Origin of the sequence: Spirulina subsalsa FACHB-351 (genome assembly GCF_026130165.1) — a bacterium.
Taxonomy (GTDB): domain Bacteria; phylum Cyanobacteriota; class Cyanobacteriia; order Cyanobacteriales; family Spirulinaceae; genus Spirulina_A; species Spirulina_A subsalsa_A.
Genome location: NZ_JAIHOM010000021.1, coordinates 18,822 through 37,555, shown reverse-complemented (window position 1 = coordinate 37,555; position 18,734 = coordinate 18,822). Strand labels below are relative to the sequence as shown.

At 47.6% G+C, this 18,734-nt stretch carries 14 protein-coding genes and 2 pseudogenes; 11 read left to right on the top strand and 5 right to left on the bottom strand.

Annotated elements, in window-relative coordinates; translation table 11 throughout:
- Positions 1 to 13: 13 nt before the first annotated feature.
- Together K4A83_RS06030 and K4A83_RS06025 are read left to right on the top strand one after the other, a co-directional pair.
- Positions 14 to 2,380, top strand: a complete 2,367-nt coding sequence (locus K4A83_RS06030; protein ID WP_265263545.1) for an ABC transporter permease — start codon at positions 14 to 16, stop codon at positions 2,378 to 2,380.
- Between the two features lie 190 nt (positions 2,381 to 2,570).
- Entirely contained in the window at positions 2,571 to 3,968 is a 1,398-nt protein-coding gene (locus K4A83_RS06025; RefSeq protein ID WP_265263544.1) for an efflux RND transporter periplasmic adaptor subunit, read from the top strand.
- Between the two features lie 133 nt (positions 3,969 to 4,101).
- Here the strand turns inward: K4A83_RS06025 and K4A83_RS06020 are convergent, their stop codons facing one another.
- Both K4A83_RS06020 and K4A83_RS06015 read right to left on the bottom strand, forming a co-directional pair.
- Entirely contained in the window at positions 4,102 to 4,851 is a 750-nt protein-coding gene (locus K4A83_RS06020) for an ABC transporter ATP-binding protein (RefSeq protein WP_265263543.1), read from the bottom strand.
- Between the two features lie 114 nt (positions 4,852 to 4,965).
- Positions 4,966 to 5,118, bottom strand: a pseudogene (locus K4A83_RS06015) (transposase); the annotation flags it as partial.
- Between the two features lie 238 nt (positions 5,119 to 5,356).
- Here K4A83_RS06015 and K4A83_RS06010 point away from each other — a divergent pair.
- From K4A83_RS06010 to K4A83_RS05995, 4 genes and pseudogenes are all read left to right on the top strand, one after another.
- Positions 5,357 to 6,559, top strand: a pseudogene (locus K4A83_RS06010) (RNA-guided endonuclease InsQ/TnpB family protein); the annotation flags it as partial.
- Between the two features lie 97 nt (positions 6,560 to 6,656).
- Entirely contained in the window at positions 6,657 to 7,493 is an 837-nt protein-coding gene (locus tag K4A83_RS06005; RefSeq protein WP_265263542.1) for an OmpA family protein, read from the top strand.
- Positions 7,494 to 7,549: 56 nt separating this feature from the next.
- The gene (locus tag K4A83_RS06000; protein WP_265263541.1) at positions 7,550 to 8,908 is read left to right on the top strand and encodes an AAA family ATPase; all 1,359 of its coding nucleotides are present in this window, start codon (positions 7,550 to 7,552) and stop codon (positions 8,906 to 8,908) included.
- Positions 8,905 to 9,777 carry a DUF4435 domain-containing protein gene (locus K4A83_RS05995; protein ID WP_265263540.1) on the top strand — a complete coding sequence of 291 codons (873 nt, stop codon included), beginning with the start codon at positions 8,905 to 8,907 and terminating at the stop codon, positions 9,775 to 9,777. The genes K4A83_RS06000 and K4A83_RS05995 overlap by 4 nt, the downstream gene beginning before the upstream one ends.
- 1 nt (position 9,778) lies before the next feature.
- On the opposite strand, the gene codA is transcribed toward K4A83_RS05995, so the two are convergent.
- Positions 9,779 to 11,032 (bottom strand): cytosine deaminase, encoded by a 1,254-nt coding sequence (gene codA, locus K4A83_RS05990; protein WP_265263539.1) that lies wholly within the window; start codon positions 11,030 to 11,032, stop codon positions 9,779 to 9,781.
- A gap of 90 nt (positions 11,033 to 11,122) precedes the next feature.
- Between codA and coaD the strand changes: the two genes are divergently transcribed.
- The 4 genes from coaD to K4A83_RS05970 all read left to right on the top strand — a co-directional run bounded on the left by coaD (position 11,123) and on the right by K4A83_RS05970 (position 14,273).
- Positions 11,123 to 11,659: a pantetheine-phosphate adenylyltransferase gene (gene coaD, locus K4A83_RS05985; RefSeq protein WP_265263538.1), complete on the top strand. Its 537-nt coding sequence runs from the start codon at positions 11,123 to 11,125 to the stop codon at positions 11,657 to 11,659.
- Positions 11,584 to 12,255 carry an ATP synthase F0 subunit B gene (locus K4A83_RS05980; protein WP_456154565.1) on the top strand — a complete coding sequence of 224 codons (672 nt, stop codon included), beginning with the start codon at positions 11,584 to 11,586 and terminating at the stop codon, positions 12,253 to 12,255. Before coaD ends, K4A83_RS05980 begins: the two co-directional genes overlap by 76 nt.
- Before the next feature lie 24 nt (positions 12,256 to 12,279).
- Positions 12,280 to 13,047, top strand: a complete 768-nt coding sequence (locus K4A83_RS05975) for a hypothetical protein (protein ID WP_265263536.1) — start codon at positions 12,280 to 12,282, stop codon at positions 13,045 to 13,047.
- A gap of 245 nt (positions 13,048 to 13,292) precedes the next feature.
- On the top strand, positions 13,293 to 14,273 hold the full coding sequence (locus K4A83_RS05970; protein WP_407809876.1) for a TIGR04168 family protein: 981 nt from the start codon (positions 13,293 to 13,295) through the stop codon (positions 14,271 to 14,273).
- Between the two features lie 192 nt (positions 14,274 to 14,465).
- Here the strand turns inward: K4A83_RS05970 and K4A83_RS05965 are convergent, their stop codons facing one another.
- Complete coding sequence (locus K4A83_RS05965; RefSeq protein WP_265263534.1) at positions 14,466 to 15,347, bottom strand: polyphosphate kinase 2 family protein; 882 nt, start codon at positions 15,345 to 15,347, stop codon at positions 14,466 to 14,468.
- Between the two features lie 49 nt (positions 15,348 to 15,396).
- On the opposite strand from K4A83_RS05965, the gene K4A83_RS05960 reads away from it, so the two are divergent.
- Positions 15,397 to 17,358 carry a bifunctional aldolase/short-chain dehydrogenase gene (locus K4A83_RS05960; RefSeq protein ID WP_265263533.1) on the top strand — a complete coding sequence of 654 codons (1,962 nt, stop codon included), beginning with the start codon at positions 15,397 to 15,399 and terminating at the stop codon, positions 17,356 to 17,358.
- A 93-nt stretch (positions 17,359 to 17,451) separates the two neighbouring features.
- Here K4A83_RS05960 and K4A83_RS05955 read toward each other — a convergent pair whose 3' ends face one another.
- Complete coding sequence (locus K4A83_RS05955; RefSeq protein ID WP_265263531.1) at positions 17,452 to 18,630, bottom strand: GNAT family N-acetyltransferase; 1,179 nt, start codon at positions 18,628 to 18,630, stop codon at positions 17,452 to 17,454.
- Positions 18,631 to 18,734: the final 104 nt, after the last annotated feature.

Here is an 18,734-nt window from a genome sequence, read left to right as displayed (position 1 = left end):
TACTTGAGGAGTGATGCAAGCACTAGACCGTAAACTATTCCGGGATTTAGGACGATTGTGGGGGCAAGCCCTAGCCATTGCGTTAGTAGTTGCTTGTGGGATTGCTTGCTTTGTCATGGCTCAAAGTGCTTACAACTCCCTCCAACTCACCCAAAACACCTATTACGACCGTTACCATTTTGCCGAGATTTTCGCCAGTGTCAAACGCGCCCCCAACTCCTTAGAAGCAAGGATTCAGGATATACCCGGAGTTGCCCAAACAGAAACCCGGATTGTAGTGGATGTTAACTTAAACTTACCCGATCGCCTAGAACCCGCCACCGGACGCTTAATTTCCATTCCTCCCCAACAACATCCCCGTTTAAATAATATTCATATTAGCCAAGGTCGCTATATTGCCCCCAATCGAGGAGATGAAATCCTAATTAGTGAAGCCTTTGCCGAAGCCAATGATCTCCAGATTGGGGATAAAATTGGGGCGGTGATTAACGGGCGCTGGCAACAGTTACAAATTGTCGGAATTGCCCTCTCCCCTGAATATATTTACGAAGTACGGGGAGGGGCGGATATTTACCCCGATAGTAAAAGTTTTGGTCTGTTGTGGATCAGTCGGGATGCCCTAGGGAGTGCCTTCAATATGGACGGGGCGTTTAATAATATTACCCTCACTCTCAGCCCACAAGCGCGGGAGGTGGAGGTGATCAACCAAGTGGATCATATTCTAGAAGGCTATGGCAGTTTGGGGGCCTATGGACGTTCGGATCAATTATCCCATCGCATTATCTCCGACGAGATCACTAGCTTGGAAGTCACGGCTACGATGTTACCGACGATCTTTTTGGCCATTGCCGCTTTCCTCCTCAATATCGTCCTTTCCCGTTTAGTGGGGACTCAACGGGAACAAATCGGGGTACTTAAAGCCTTTGGCTACGGTTTTATGAGTATTGGGGCGCACTATCTTAAGTTTGTCCTGATCATCATTCTGGGCGGATCCATTTTGGGGACTTTAGCGGGATTATGGTTAGGGAAAGGCTTAACGGAACTCTATGCCGAGTATTTTCGTTTTCCGATTCTCACCTATCACGCTGATTCTCGCCTGATTTTGGGGGCTATTGCTATTAGTGCGATCGCCGCCATTCTGGGGGGGATTATCCCGGTCTATCGTGCCGCTGCCCTGCCTCCTGCCGTCGCCATGCGCCCGGAACCCCCCACGGAGTATAAACCCACCATTATTGAGCAACTGGGCTTACAGGGGCTATTTTCCCCCAGTGGGCGCATTATTCTGCGCAACTTGGAACGGAAACCCATTCAAGCGGCGCTCTCTATCTTTGGGGTAGCGGTAGCGGTGGCCATTCTCATGACAGGTAATTACTTAAGCGATGCCTTGAACCACCTGATGGATGTACAGTTTCGTCAAGTGCAACGGGAGGATATGACCATTGTTTTCACGGAACCTCGTCCAGCACGCACTCGCCACGAAATCGCCCAATTGCAAGGGGTGTTACAGTCAGAAACTTTTCGTTCCGTGCCAGCACGTCTCCGTCATGAGCATTATCAGTATCGTTTGGGCCTCACTGGTATTGATCCCCAAGGCCAATTCCGCCGTTTATTAGATGACCAATTAAGACCCGTCCGTTTACCTAGTCAGGGGGTCGTTATGACCCAAAAGTTAGGGGAAATTCTCCATCTCAAAATCGGTGATATTCTGACGGTGGAAGTATTAGAAGGAAGTCGCCCGGTGCGAGAAATTCCGGTGGTGGGTTTTGTTGAGGAAATGGTGGGGCTTAATGCCTATATGGATATTACGGCATTACATGAATTTATGCAGGAAGGGGCAACAGTTTCCGGGGCTTATTTATCGGTTGATGCAAAGTTTCTTAACTCTCTTTATGAACAATTGAAACAAATGCCGGGCGTGGGAGGGATTTCTACGCGAGAATCAATGTTAAATAGTTTTGAGAAAATTAGTGGTCAAAACCTGAAGGTATTTACTGGTGTATTAGTAGTGTTTGCCGTGATTATTACGTTTAGCGTGGTTTATAATTCGGCGCGCATTGCTCTGTCTGAACGCAGTCGGGAGTTAGCTAGTTTACGAATTATCGGTTTTTCTCGTCGTGAGGTGGCGTTTATTTTGTTAGGAGAACAGGCGATTTTAATTGTCTTAGCTATTCCTGTGGGGATGGTTTTTGGTTATAGTCTCTCGGCGTTAATGTCGATGGCTTATAACACAGAAATGTATCGCGTTCCTTTGGTGATTCAACAGTCTACTTATATTTTTACGTCGATTACGGTTTTATTGGCTGCGGCTATTTCTGGGTTTCTGATTCGTAGGCAGTTAAACGGGTTGAATTTAGTTGAAGTTTTGAAAACAAGGGAGTGATAAGAGTGAACAGTAAAAGGTGGAAATTAATAATTAATAATTGTTCCCCATTACCTATTACCTATTCCCCATTACCCATTACCTATTCCCCATTACCTATTCCCCATTACCCATTACCTATTCCCCATTACCTATTCCCCATTACCCATTACCTATTACCTATTACCTATTACCTATTACCTAAAAGATCATGAGTCAATCCTTAACCAATCCAACGACATTCCAAGAAGAAACCAACAGCACCCAGGGCAAAAAACGCTTAAAGCATCTCACCCGAAATGTCCTGTATCTCGTGGGAGGTGTAGGGCTAATCGGGGCGGTGTGGGTGGCGTTGCGCCCCTCTCCGGTGTTGGTAGATATAGCAACGGTGGAACGAGATGCCTTACAAGTGACAGTGAATGCGGAGGGGAGAACACGCCTCCAATCTCGTTATACCGTGTCGGCTGCGGTGGCGGGGAATTTGCGCCGGGTGCAACTGGATGAGGGCGATCGCATTCAACAAGGTCAAGTTATTGCTCGTATTGATCCCCTCCCCCTCACATCCCAAGTGAGATCCTCCCAAGCACGCTTACAGGAACTTCAAGCCCAACGGGAGGGAGTGGCTACCCTACGCCCCAAACAGGAAGAACTGGCTCAGGTGCGATCGCAAATTAGCGGCCTAGAAGCCCAAAAACAAGCCGCCCAAGCCCGAGTAGAACAAGCCAAGGCCAATTTAGACCAAGCCACCCGAGATCGTCAGCGTATCGCCGGATTAGTCACCAGTGGAGCCTTACCCCGACAACAGTTAGAAGAAGCCGAACTAGCGGAAAATACCCGTCGCCAAGATGTCACCGTTGCCGAACGAGAGCGCGATCGCATTACCACCGATATCGCCGCCCAACAAGCCGAAATCACCCGTTTACAAGCCGAACAACGGGATCCAGACTATCAACTGCGGGTCTATGATGCCCAAATTGCCAGCGTACAAGCCGAACTCACCCGCTTAACCGAAGATGCCATACAAACAGTGATTAAATCCCCCGTATCCGGTCAAGTGTTGCGCATTTTAGAAAAAAGCGATCGCCACATTGCCGCCGGAACTCCCATCCTTGAGTTAGGCAACACCGGACAATTAGAACTGGTGATTGATGTCCTCTCCAGTGATGCCGTGCGCATTCAACCCGGCAACCAAATCATCTTAGAACATTGGGGCGGAGAACAACCCCTCACCGCCCAAGTCCGTTATCTTGAACCATCCGCCTTTACCAAGGTATCCGCTTTAGGCGTAGAAGAACAGCGCGTCAATGTGATTGCAGATATCCTCAATCCTCCCCCCCAGTTAGGGGATGGCTACCGCGTCGATGCCAAAATAGTCGTCTGGGATGCTCAAGATGTTTTAACCCTCCCCATTAGCGCCTTATTCCGTTGTGAACAGCAAGCATGGTGTACCTTTGTGGTGGAAGAAGGCAAAGCCGTAAAAACCCCCGTCGAAGTAGGACAACGGGGAGAATTTGCCGCCGTCATTCGGGAGGGGGTATCCGAGGGAGATCAGGTCATTCTGCACCCCTCCGCACAGATTCAACATGAAACCCTAGTCGCACCCCGTTAGGAGAGGGGGAATCAGGTTCGTAGTTGCGCTTTAGCGCCCAATCAGGAGTCAGGTTCGTAGTTGCGCTTGGGCGCCCAGTCGGGAGTCGGAAATAATTATCAATTATCAATTATCAATTCCCTGCCCCCGGGAATTACCACTCTAGATCATCGGGCTGAACTTTCTGGGTGTTGACATCAATGTGGGTAATTTCGCCACTTCTCATGTGAATCACCCGATCCGCCATTGCCGCAATCCCTGCATTGTGGGTAATAATGGCGGTGGTAGTGCCGAGTTCCCGGTTAATGCGGTCGATGACTTGGAGAACTAACTTTCCGGTGCGGTAGTCCAGCGCTCCAGTCGGTTCATCACAGAGCAAGACTTGAGGCCGTTTAGCAATGGCCCGGGCGATCGCCACTCGTTGCTGTTCTCCTCCCGACAGTTGAGCGGGAAAGTGATCCACCCGATGTTCTAAGCCCACTAATCCTAATGCCGCTTTAGGGTGGAGGGGGTGGGGTGCAATTTCCGTCACGAGAGCGACATTTTCCCGGGCCGTTAAACTCGGAATCAGATTATAAAATTGGAAGACGAAACCCACACACTCCCGGCGAAAGCGAGTTAAGGCCGCTTCACTGGCCGAGGTTAAATCGTAAGTCTCATTCCGAGACGCTGCGCGAGCGCGAAAACGGACTTTCCCCGATGAGGGAGTATCCAACCCCCCCAAAATATTCAACAGAGTGGACTTACCACTTCCCGACGGTCCCAATAATACGACTAACTCCCCCTCTCGGAGGTTTAAATTCACATCTTTTAGGGCTTCTACCGTGACTTCTCCCATGCGATAGGTTTTGGAGACATGGGTCATTTCAAAAACAACCGTTTTGGCAGGAGTAGCTAGACTCATAAGAAAAGGGTGGGAGTTTGGAAACTCAGTGTCTTTAGACCTGAGAGGAAAAACGACTCAGGGGAATTTATTCCCCGTGTTCTTTTAATTTATCGCATGATGAGGGTCTTCGATCTATTTTTTGACCGTTTCACTACTAATATTACCTGCTGTGCTAACGAAATAACTACTTGTCCACAGGCTAGGTAACTTCAATAAATGAGGAAATTCTTGGCTGAGATGATGACTTGACCTTCCCTTAAATGCCTTGATAACAAGGTGAGGAGCGTCGATTATCCTTGACACATCAACTGTAATTTCTTAGGCTTGAGTAGTCAACTAAATTGGTCGAGCAAGTGACAAAGCCCAAAAAAGTAATGGGGGTACAACAAGTCCTGTTACACCCTAGTAAAGAGTTAAAGGGGGTATTGGAATATAGCGAACCTATCTGAGTCGTGCTAAAAAGGTTCGCCTGCAATTCAACTAGGACAATAGCCCACAGTTCACGTCTCATTAGGACTAGCTATATATCTGCTCTGAGTCAAATAAACTGCATAACTGTGCGGTCTATTACGCTCGTCAGGTCTGGTTTAAGAGTCATCGGTTTGTGTCTGGGTTTGATCTTGTTAATGAAATGGGAAAAAACCGTCACTTTTCGGCACTCTCTTCTGAAGCGGCTGTTCAAACTTGCCTATCTGTAGGAGAATCAATTAGCTCTTTTGCTAAATTGCTTTCAAAGTTCAAGAATGGTGAACTAGAACAAAGACCTAGAATCCCGAATTATCGAAGAAGTGGGTATCAGGTTGTTTCCTTCCCCCGCCGTTGTCTAAAATTAGTTGACAGACAGATAAGATTGCCACTAGGCAGACAAACAAAAGCATGGTTTGGACTTAGTGAGTTTTTTGTTCCCATGCCTTCTAATCTTGATTTCAAAAAAATCAAAGAACTGCGTGTTCTGCCCCGTAATAAGTGTTTTTACGCTGAATTTGTCTATACTGCCGAACCGATAGAGACGCATCTTGATCAATTACACGCACTAGGATTAGATCATGGCATCAACAATTGGTTGACAGGAGTAAGCACTGTTGGCACTAATTTTATTATTGATGGTAAACGCCTAAAATCCATCAACCAATGGTACAACAAACAAGTTGCCAAATTAATGACTGATAAGCCCAATGGCTTTTGGTCTAACCGTCTAGCTTTGTTGACGGAGAAACGGAATCGCCAAATGCGAGACGCCATCAATAAAGCGGCTAAACTGGTGATTAATCACTGTCTAAAAAACAAAATTGGAACAATCGTCTTTGGATGGAATCAAGGACAAAAACAGGAGGTTAACTTAGGGGACAAAAACAATCAAAGTTTCGTTCAAATCCCAACAGGGAGATTGAAGGATAGGATTCAACAACTGTGTTCTTTATACGGTATTCAGTTGGTTGAAACCGAAGAAAGCTATACTTCTCAATCCAGTTTTTTAGATGCTGACGAAATTCCTGTATATGGTGAAAAACCCGATGAATGGAAATCTTCAGGTAAGCGTATTAGAAGAGGATTGTTTCAGTCAGCAGACGGTTCTTTAATCAACGCTGATTGTAATGGTGCTTCCAATATCCTAAGAAAGGTAGCGGTAACACTGGGGCTTGACCTGAGTGGAATCAGTAGAGGTGTTTTGACTACGCCTTTGAAGCTTAATCTTTGGGCTATTCAAGAATCTCAGCGTCTTTAGACCTGAGAGTGTCAAAAGGTTCAACGAGAGGGGGACAGAATTTGCTAAGGTACAGCAAGAAACCAGACAATCACCCACCAGAAGGACAAACCGAACCGTGACCGAATCTTTTGAACCATTTGATCCCGACTTCGACGATAGCCCCGAACCGCCTCAAAGGTCTGGATTGACGGGGTTTACTGTCCGTGTTCTGTTGCTGCTGTTGGCCGGAGGGCTTGCTGCTATTGTAGGGATTATTTTTGCGATCGCCAACCCCCAACCCCCCGCCCCCAAACCCGTCCTTCTGCGGTGGTGGGAAGGTGTCACTCGTTGGGGAGAACCCCGTCGTCTGCCCCAAGAAACCCCCCTCGATGATAGCCAACGCCCCCCCACCCCGGAACAGATTCAAGGGGAAATCATGGCCTTATCTCAACAGTGGAATCGAATTCGCGATCGCATCATCCAACTTGAAACCCAACTTGGCATTTCCCCCAACCTCAACCAAACCCTCCCCGAACGCTTACAATCCCTCCAAGACAAAGCCCAAACCCTTCCCCCTCCCGCCCCCATCCCCACCCTCATCCTCCCCGGCAACTTACCCCCCCTCCCCGGTCGCAAACTCAAAGTCACCCTACCCAACGATGTCTTATTCAACGACAACAACCAGCTTTCCCCCGAAGGCAGTTTATTATTAGACAGCATCATCAACGACCTCAGCCCTCATTCTCGCTCCACCATCCGCATCGCCGCCCATACCGACTCCCAAACCTCCCTAGAAGAAAGTCGGGAACTCTCCTTTCAACTGGCCAACACCGTCCGGCAATATTTAGCCAGTGAATTACGCGGTCGTTACCGTTGGGTTGCCATTGGTTACGGTCAAACTCGCCCCCTCGTATTAGACAATACAGAAGTCAATCGTCAACGCAATCGTCGCGTTGAAATTGCCGTTGATTAAACTTAGGAATCATGACCATTTAAGCTAGCAAACCTAGGGCTTTTGATTCAAAACCTATGAAAATTAAGCAAATCTCTGTTAGTGAACTATTTGGAATTTTTGACCATATTATTCCATTAAACACCCATGAAAGAATCACAATCATTCACGGGCCTAATGGATTTGGTAAAACAGCAATCCTAAGAATGCTCAATGGCTTCTTTAACTCTCAGTATTCAGTCTTTAGAACAATTCCATTTACTAAATTCCGCGTTGATTTCGATAATGGCAGCTATGTTGAGATTTGGAAAAACCCGGAAGGAGTGCAAAAAGCTAAGACAAAAGAACCTATAAAAATCGAATTTTACGAACAGGAAAAAGAGAAAGTTTCCTTTCTATTAAAAGCGACAAACAACACTGCTAATCTAGATTTTCCCATCGATATTTTAGATGACATAATTCCCGAAATCCGCCGAGTAGGAGCTAAAAGCTGGCGATATCTTACCACAGGTGAGATCCTTTCTTTAAATGATGTTATTGAGCGATTTGAGGATATTCTTCCCTCCAAAGCAAAATTACGAGAAGAACCTGAATGGCTAAAAAACTTAAAGCAAGCCATTCATCTTCGCTTAATTGAGTCTCAAAGGCTATTAAACCTTGTTTCCAGTCCTTCCTCACGATTATACTATGGAAACCCGTCCATGTTACCCACAGTTTCCGCCTACTCTGAAGAGATTGCGCAACTGATTCAATCTAAACTCGCTGAGTATGGTACAACTTCCCAGTCTCTCGATCGAACATTTCCGGTTAGGGTAGTGCAACAGCAACCATCTCCTGAAGTGACAGATGAACAACTTCGCCATCAACTGAATGAACTCGAAGCAACTCGCTCTCGTCTCATAGAAGTTGGTTTATTAGATAAAGACGAAAACTCCGACTTTCAAATTAACCCACAGTTGATCGATGAAAGCACTAAGAATATTTTGTCTGTTTATGTTGAAGACGTAGAAAAAAAATTGAGCGTTTTTAGTGAAATTGCTCGTAAAATTGAACTGTTAAGGAGAATCGTCAATACTAAGTTTTCCTATTCTTACAAAGAGATGAGTTTCAATAAAGAAAAGGGCTTTATTTTTAAGACCCGTTATCGCCCCACAACCTCAAATTGCGAAACTCTTTCCCCAACGGATTTATCATCCGGCGAACAGCATGAGTTAGTTTTACTCTATGAATTGCTGTTTAAAGTTAAACCGAATTCCCTCGTGTTAATTGATGAACCTGAACTATCCCTTCATGTGGGATGGCAAGCCCAGTTTTTAAAGGATCTGCAAGAAATTACAAAACTGGCAAATTTGGATATTTTAATGGCGACTCACTCCCCAGATATCATTCAAGATCGTTGGGATTTGACTGTGGAACTCAAGGGACCAGAACCATGAGGGAGTATCTTTCTCCAGACCGTGAAGCTAATGCAATTCGGTTACGTCGTAGCACTTTTTCCGGTGCATTTCTATTAGTTGAAGGCAGCTCCGATAAAGTTTTTTATGAACGCTTTATTGACAAAAAAAACTGTACAGTTATCACAAATAGTATTCCGGGTAAGCAGAGAGTAATTGAGGTTTTAATTCTCTTAGAAGGCTCAGAGTTTCAAGGCATTTTAGCTGTTGTTGATGCGGATTTTGATCATATCCAAGTTCCCTCACAAAGTACCCCTAATCTGCTGGGTACAGATACTCATGATTTAGAAACAATGTTACTTCAATCTTTGGCTCTTGATAAAGTATTGGCTGAATTAGGTTCAGAGCAGAAGCTTGCTCAGTTTGGTCAAGATATTAGAACAGCATTGCTTGAAGCTGGAATGCCGATTGGATATCTTCTCTGGATTTCTCAACTGGACGCATTAAACTTAAGTTTTAATGGACTGATATTTAGTCGATTTATTAATGAGCAAACATTAAAAATTGACGAAGCTAAACTGATTCAAGAAGTCAAGAATAAATCTCAAGCATTTTCTTTGAAAAATGAGGATTTACAACAACGTCTCACCACCCAAAAAAATGATAGCCATGATCCTTGGCAAGTTTGTTGTGGTCATCACCTCGTAGAAATATTATCTCTGGGTTTGCGTAAGGCAATTGGCTCTGCTCAAGCTGCTGATATTGAACCCAGTCGCCTTGAACGTAATTTACGGCTTGCCTATGAAGAAGCCTATTTTTACAAGACGCAGCTTTACTTATTAATTTGCTCATGGGAAAGTCGGAATCAGCCCTTTAAAGTTTTGCCTAATACTCTATTTTTAGAACCATAAATTAGCCTAACCACCTGACTTGAGGAGCCGTTGTCGTCGCTAATAACTTGCCTTGAGCTACCACATAAACCACCGTTGCCCGTTTACAAATCGTCTCATAGGGACTTTCCGCATCCAAAACAATTAAATTGGCAGGTTTCCCGACTTCCACCCCATAACTTGCACTACAATTCAGAGTTTTTGCCCCATTTTTTGTCACCATATCATAACAAGCATTAATCTCAGAACGTCCGGTCATTTGACAAATATGAACAGCCATGTTTGCCACTTCTAACATATTTCCCGTTCCCAAACTGTACCAAGGATCTTGAATACAATCATGGCCTAAACTAACATTTAACCCCCGTTGCCAAAGCTCCTTAACTCGGGTTACGCCTCGCCGTTTGGGATAGGTGTCCGTCCGACCTTGTAGGGTAATATTAATCAAAGGATTAGCAATAAAATTAATTTGACTGCGGTCTAAAAAGCCCATTAATTTATAAGCATAGGCGTTATTATAAGACCCAAAAGCTGTGGTATGACTCGCCGTAACTTTTTCCCCTAAACCTGTCCGAATGGCACAGGCGGAAACGACTTCTAAAAAACGGGATTGATCATCGTCAATTTCATCACAATGGAAGTCGATTAAACAATCATATTTTTGAGCGAGTTCAAACACCCGCTCAACGGATTTCACCCCATCTTCTCGCGTCAGTTCATAGTGAGGAATCCCCCCCACCACATCGGCTCCCATCTCTAGGGCTTGTTCTAATAATCGCTCATTCTCAGGGCGGCTATAAATGCCATCTTGGGGGAAAGCGACAATTTGTAGGGTCATCCAACTTTTAACCGCTTCTCGCACCTCTAGCAGGGCTTTTAAGGCGTTTAAACCCGGTTCACTGATGTCTACATGGCTACGCACCCATAACACCCCTTGGCTGGCCTGTTGGCGCAGAGTTTTGAGGGCGCGATCTTTGACATCTTCTCGGGTTAAATTTTGTTTGCGATCGCCCCAAATTTGAATCCCCTCAAATAAAGTGCCGCTTTCATTCCAACGAGGCTCCCCAGCGGTGTGGGCTGAGTCGAGATGGACATGAGACTCCACAAAGGGCGCGGAGACGAACTTTCCTTGTACATCAATGGTTTCCGTCGCTTGGTGGGGCAGATGGGGCGCAATGGTGCTAATTTGTCCCCCCACAATGCCAATATTCATGAGTTGGGACTCTCCCAACAGTCTCCCATTGCGGATTAACAGGTCGTAAAAGGGTGTTTCCATCTTATTGATTCGGTGAAAAAGCAGGCTGCTCCCCCTCAACCGAGGGGCGGTAGAATGATCAAAGTACGCGATTTACCCTAGAATACCCCTGTGAGAGCCATTTATCCCGGTAGCTTTGACCCCATTACCCTAGGACACCTTGATATTATTGAACGTGGATCAAAATTATTTGATTCCGTCGTGGTGGCTGTCCTCTGCAATCCCAGCAAAAAGCCCCTTTTCCCCGTCAGTCAACGTATAGAGCAGATTCGGATCTGTACTCAACACATCCCCAATATTGAGATCGACAGTTTTGATGGCTTAACGGTAGAATATGCCCGATTACAGGGGGCGACAGCCTTATTGCGCGGTCTGAGGGTGCTATCGGATTTTGAGAAAGAACTCCAGATGGCGCATACTAATAAAACCCTCATGGACGAAATCGAAACCGTTTTTTTGGCGACATCGAACCAGTATAGTTTTTTAAGTAGTAGTGTGGTGAAGGAAGTCGCTCAGTTTGGCGGCGCGATTGATCACCTTGTCCCCGAGAATGTTGCTCATAATATCTACCAATGCTACAACAAGACCCCCCCCGGAGCAGTGTCGAGTACGATGAGTTCAGTGACTACAACGAGCCGGAAATTGTGAATTCTGATCAAGGTGTTGAATTTGACGTACAGGCGGAGTTAAACCGTTTAGAGGAGTTAATCCTCGACAATCCCCGTATTCCCTTCACTCGGAAAACGGTGGTGGATGAGGAACAGTTGTTAGATCAACTGGACTTAATCCGGATGAATCTCCCTCGCGCTTTTGAGGAGGCGGTGGAGGTTCTCCGTCAAAAGGAAGAAATTCTACTGCAAGCTGAGGAGTACGCTCAAGATATTATTGAGGCGGCTCAGGTGAGGGCGGCTCAACTGTTGGATGAAATGGGGATTATCCGTCAAGCAGAAATGGAGGCGGCCCAAATTCGCCAACAGGTGGCTCAAGAGTGTGAGGAGTTGCAACGTCAAACTCTGGGGGAAATTGAGCAGATGCGGATGCAGGCGATGCAGGAGTTGGAGCAAATGCGTCAGGTGGTGATTGATGAGTGTGAGGATATTCAAGATGGGGCGGATGATTATGCCGATGCGGTACTGACTCGCATTGAACAACAATTGACGGATATGTTGCGGGTGATTCGTAATGGTCGTCACCAACTCCGTGGTGAACCCCAGGGTAATTCTTCCGAAGAGTCGAATAGTTAAACTTTTAAAAGGTAAGGGGTCAAGATGGCAATTCAGGAGGAAACCTATCGGTCGAGACAGGGTATGGATCCGGATTTAACGGAACATCAATTGGATCTGGGGCAATATGTGGCGGTGTCTGATGTGGTGGCGGTTTTGTCGGAGTTGGCGCGTCATCCGTCCCAGTTGGAGGCGTTACCGTCTAAGGAGTCGAGGGAAAATCGTTCTCGCTCTCCTCAGTTGTTGTCGTTGGAGGAACGGCGACGGAGTCTTAAACCGAATGCACCCTATATTCCTACAGCAATGCGGGAAGCGCCTCCCTTGGGGGAGAAGACGGTGGATGATTTGTCCCAAGAGTTATGGGAGTTAAAGTTAGTCTCGTTGTCTGATGCGGATTATTATGGTCGGCAATTGACGAGGCTGAAAAATCGGCTGTGGTGGTTGACGGGGCTGTTGGTGGGTGCGATCGCCTCTTTCAGTGCGGGTTTAGCTTGGACTACGGTTCATCTCAGACAGGCCCAGCATCAAATGGCGTTGTATGAGGGTGAGTTAACGACTCAACGGTTGCGTATTGAACAGATTGAGGGAGCGCGTTTAGGGGAAATTGAACAGGTGATGCGATCGCTCCAAACTCAAATCCCCGAAAATTTGACCGAAGATTTAACCACCAATACTCAAGATATTGCCGCACTCAAAACCCAGTTACAGCAACTAGAATCCAAGTTAGCCGCCCAAGATAAGGCGCTGTCTGTCTTAATTGGTACGTTACAAGGGATGATTAGTTCCCCGCCTAATCGCCCTCCTAATCGGTGAGGGGGAAGAGGGAATTGAGAATTATTTCCGATTCCTGATTCCCGATTCCTGATTCCCGATTCCCGATTTGGCGCCCAAGCGCAACTACGAACCTAATTTGGCGCCCAAGCGCAACTACGAACCTAATTTGGCGCCCAAGCGCAACTACGAACCTGATTCCCCCTCTCCCCACAACAGGACAATTTCACCCTGAATGCGTTAGGATTTTGATTTGCGTAGAGAGGCGATGCACTGGGGGAAAAATCATGATCAACATGAGTCACGGGTTACAGTCTAGGCAAGGAGTTCCTCAATCTTTAACCATTGCGGTGATTGGAGATATTCATGAGCAGTGGGAAATGGAGGATAATGAGGCTCTAGAGCATTTGGGGGTCGATTTGGCGTTATTTGTGGGGGATTTTGGCAATGAGTCCCTCGAAGTGGTGGGTCGGATTGCGCAACTGCGGATTCCCTATGCGGCGATTTTGGGCAATCATGATGCGTGGTACACAGCCTCGGAATGGGGCCGTAAGAAGTCTCCCTATGATCATCGTCTAGAAGACCGGGTACAAGCCCAATTAGACTTACTGGGGGAGGCTCATGTCGGTTTTGGGAAACGGGATTTCCCCCAGTTGGGGGTGTCGGTGGTGGGGAGTCGTCCGTTTAGTTGGGGAGGTCAGGATTGGAAAAATGACCGTTTTTATCGGGAACGCTACGGGATTGAGAATTTTCGTCAGTCGGCTCAGTGTATCATGGCGGCGGCTCAGGGGACGGCTTGCGAGACGGTGATTTTTTTGGCTCATAATGGACCTTTGGGTTTAGGCGATCGCGCTGAGGATATTTGTGGACGGGATTGGCAACCGTTGGGTGGGGATTTCGGCGATCCTGATTTGGCGGAGGCGATCGCACATACCCAAACCATCGGCAAAAAAATCCCCCTCGTCACCTTCGGCCATATGCACCACCATCTACGCCACACCAAAGCACGCCTACGCACCCCCATTCAAAAACGCCATCATACTGTTTATCTCAATGCCGCCTCGGTTCCCCGCATTCGCACCCGCACCCCCCTATTTAACCCCTCCCAAAGTGACCGTCTGAGTAATTTTTCCCTCGTGCGGTTAGAAAATCAACAAGTCTGTCAAGTGTCTTTAATTTGGGCCGATTGTGAGGGGAATATTGATGAACAAATCCCCCTCTATGAAGCCCCTTCCTTAGCAGACGTTCAAGCCTCTTCGATGAGTTAAGGAGCAGGGGAGCAGGGGAGCAGGGGAGAGGGGAATTGATAATTGACAATTGACAATTATTCCCTATTCCCTATTACCTATTCCCTATTCCCTATTACCTATTCCCTATTACCTATTCCCTATTACCTATTCCCCATTCCCTATTCCCCATTCCCTATTACCTATTCCCTATTACCTATTACCTAAATCTTATCAGTCTGGCTCTTGTTCTAGCATCTTTTGAGCATGAGCAATATGTTTTTTATGTTCCTCCGTTACCACAGGATAATGTAAATCTAAACGAGCTAGATAATTATAAATAATTTGACCCACCGTGAGGCGAGAAAACCATTTATGATCCGCCGGGATAATATGCCAAGGGGCAAATTCTGTGCTGGTGTAGTTAAACACCTCCTCGTAAGCATAAATGTAAGAATCCCAATAAGCCCGTTCCTTCACATCATTTTCCGAGAACTTCCAGTTTTTATCCTTCCGTTCAATACGTCGGAAAAATCGCCTTTTTTGTTCTTCTTTCGACACATACAAAAAGAACTTAATCACCACAATCCCATTTTCAACTAAATACTGTTCAAAATTATTAATCTGTCGAAAACGCCGCTCCCAAATGCCATCCCCCTTAGCAAGAGGGGGTAATTTCTGCTTCTCAATTAACTCAGGATGAACCCGAGTCACTAACACATCTTCATAGTAAGAACGGTTAAAAATACCAATGCGTCCCCGTTCCGGTAAGGCCTTAAAATAACGCCACAAATAATCATGATCTAACTCTTCGGCTGACGGTTGTTTGAAACTAAATACCTGAAAGCCTTGGGGATTAATCCCAGACATGACGTGCTTAATGGTGCTGTCCTTCCCGGCCGCATCTAGGGCTTGAAATAAAATCAAAACCCCATAGGTATCTTGGGCGTAGAGTCTGCCCTGTAAGTCGGAAAGCTTCTCGACAATTTGCGCCAGCAATGCTCTCCCCTCTCGTTTTTTCAGACCCGGGGGAGTAAAATCCGTCCGATAATCTTTGCTGAGGGAGACGGTTGTGTTAGGGGGAACGATAAAGGAGGGAATTTGTGTTTTTTTCATCGTTGAATATGAAATACTAAGGGCAAATCTGATTTAACAAAGGGGTTCTATGCAAAGTCTTTGGACGGCCGAAGAAGCGGCACAATATCAAACGGATTTAGCGTTACGGGTTTATACTTCTCAACTGTTGGGACGAGAGCCGTCTTTAGTGCTGCATGGGGGAGGCAATACTTCCGTCAAGGTACGGGAGAAAAACCTACTGGGGGAAGAAGAGGACATACTCTATGTTAAAGGGAGTGGGTGGGATTTGGCGACTATCCAAGAGGCGGGGTTTGCTCCGGTGCGGATGCCCCACTTGCTCAAATTAGCTCAATTAGAGCAGCTTTCCGACCCTCAGATGGTGAATGAGCTAAAAACCCAAATGACGCGGGCAACGGCTCCCTCTCCCTCGGTGGAGACGATTCTTCATGCTATCCTCCCCTACAAGTATGTGGATCATACCCATGCCGATGCGGTGATCACGGTCACGAATACGGCTACAGGATTAGAGCGGGTACGGGAGATTTATGGCGATCGCGTTGTGATTATTCCCTACGTTATGCCGGGGTTTGATCTCGCCCGAGACTGTGCGCAACGCTTCCAAGCCCAGGCCGGCCCCCAAACCATTGGCATGGTACTCATGAATCATGGAATTTTTTCCTTTGGGCAAACCGCCCAAGAATCCTACGAACGAATGATTGAGTTAGTCAGTTGGGCGGAGGATTATATTACCCAACAGGGGGGAACCCTCGCCCCGGTGACTCAAGATGTGCCAGAAACCGCCCTCGCCCCAGATTTAGCCGCTTTCCGAGGGCAACTTTCCCAAGGGGCTGGCTTTCCTGTGATTCTCTCCACCACCCGCACGGCCAAAACCCTCCACTTTGCCCAACGGGAGGATCTTGGGAGCATCTCTCAACAGGGCCCGGCTACCCCAGATCATGTGATTCGCACTAAACGTTTACCTCTCGTGGGGCGAGATATTGCCGCCTACACAGCCGCCTATGAGGGCTATTTTCGCGCCCACGCCAGCGCCGAGTTGAAAATGTTAGATCCCATCCCCCGAGTGGTTTTAGACCCGGAATGGGGCCTCTGTACCGTGGGAAAAACGATTAAAGAGGCGACCATTGTAGGGGATATTTATGACCACACGATGGATATTATCGCCGCCGCCACCCAGTTGGGGGGCTATCAAGCGCTCCCGGCTAAAGACATTTTCGCGGTGGAATATTGGGACTTAGAACAGGCGAAACTCCGTAAGGGCGGCAATCCTCCCCCCTTTACTGGGGAGGTGGCCTGGGTGACGGGGGCGGCTTCTGGGATTGGGAAAGCTTGTGTGGAGTCTCTGTTAAAACGGGGGGCGGCAGTAGTGGGCTTGGATCTCAATCCGGCCATTGAGTCTCTCTGGGAACGTCCTGATTTTTGTGGTGTGACCTGTGATGTGACAAATTTGGATCAGGTGATGCAGGCGCTAGAAACAGGAGTTCGGCGCTTTGGGGGAATGGATATGTTGGTGCTGAATGCGGGGATTTTTCCGGGGGGATGTGCGATCGCCAATCTCAGCGATAGTGAATGGCGCAAAGTCCTGTCCATTAACCTAGATGCCAATTTGGCCCTCATGCGGGAAGCGCACCCCTACCTCAAACTCGCTCCCCAAGGCGGTCGAGTGGTGGTCATTGGCTCTAAAAATGTCCCCGCCCCCGGCCCTGGTGCAGCGGCCTATTCTGCCTCGAAAGCGGCTTTAAATCAACTGATGCGGGTGGCCGCGTTGGAGTGGGGGAAAGATAAAATTCGCCTTAATTCTGTCCATCCTAACGGGGTATTTGATACCCAAATCTGGACGGAAGAAGTGTTAGCCAATCGAGCGCAACATTACGGTTTAACGGTAGAAGCCTATAAAACCAATAATATTTTAGGGGTAGAAGTCACCAGCCATTCCGTCGCCGAATTAGTGGCCGAAATGTGCGGGGATTTATTCGCCAAAACCACGGCCGCCCAGATTCCTATTGATGGGGGCAATGAGCGGGTGATTTAGGCTGGCAAGGGTCTATTATTCCCCCCTTCCTGCTTCCCAAGGGGGGCTAGGGGGGATAGGAAGAAGGGCTAGGGAATCAATATCAACACTCCATTAAAACAAATCAGGCATAGCAGGCAGGGAAGACCCAAAGACTTGAGAAGCGATCGCAATCTCAGCCTCCTCCCCCTCCAACTGCCCACGCTGACTCAATTGTGCCGCACTATATAACCCACTATACAACGGCGCGAGACTGCCAATTTTTAACCGTAAACTCCCCCGTCCGCCCCGTTTCACCCGTCCTTTCCCCCCCGCCACTTCCAACACAAAACAGCCTTGATTTTCCTCAATAATCGGATCCTCAATGGCTAAATGTAACTCCGTTGTCATCAGGGAGGGATAGGAGCGCAATTCAAGGGCTAACGGCACATTAACAATGCGCAAAAACCACAACTCACTAGAGAGGATTTGAGCCGATTGTTCCGGCAACAAAGCTAAACGCGGCTCAATCACACTCCCATACCAGCGACAGTATTCTAACTGGGAGCGATGGAGGGAGAGAAAATGCCAGAGAGTGCGCTGGGCTTCATCCGTCAGGGCTGCCCAGTCGCAAATATCCAGAATCCGTTCCGCAGTCTGCGATCGCTGACTAAACACAATATAACCCTGTAGCGCTCCCACCTCCCCCACCCCATAGGCAAAAGCTGACCCCTGTTGCGGATGTAAAATCATCTGCCACAGGGCCGGATGTCGCTCCAAATACCCCGAACAACGCGCCGCAAACTGCCGATATACCCCCTCACAATGCCCTAAAATCTCCTCATCCGCCAACCGGACCATCGGCAAGCAGCCCTGAATTCCCGCCCAGCCCTCTAAGGGCACCTGCCAATAACAACGAGTTCCCCCCTGTTCATAGCCCACACTCCGATACAACGGCTGAGTAGCCGCATAGAGTGCCGACAAGGGAAACTCCCGCTCATAGACCTCCCGTAACGTCTGTTCCATCAAACACCTTGCCGCCCCCTGTCCCCGATACTCCGGGGCAATCCCCACCGCCGCAATCCCCGCCAACGGCAGGCATTCCCCCCCCCACCACTGCCCCATCGGATACACCACCAAGCCCCCGACAACTCCCTGCCCCCCTCGCAAAACCCGAAAGTTCTCTAAACCAATGATCCGAGAATAATCTAACCAATCGCTTTTTAACACCCGGAAGGATTGACAGAGAATATCCCCCAAGCGCTGAAAGTCTTGCTCATCCTGTAAACTACCGAGTTCGTAAGATTGACCCATCGTTCTAAATTGCGAGACAGTATCCTGCTCCACCCTAAACCAACTTTTTACAATTTACTGTCCCTCTTTAGGGTTTGCGGCATTCTCTGTAATACATTATAAAA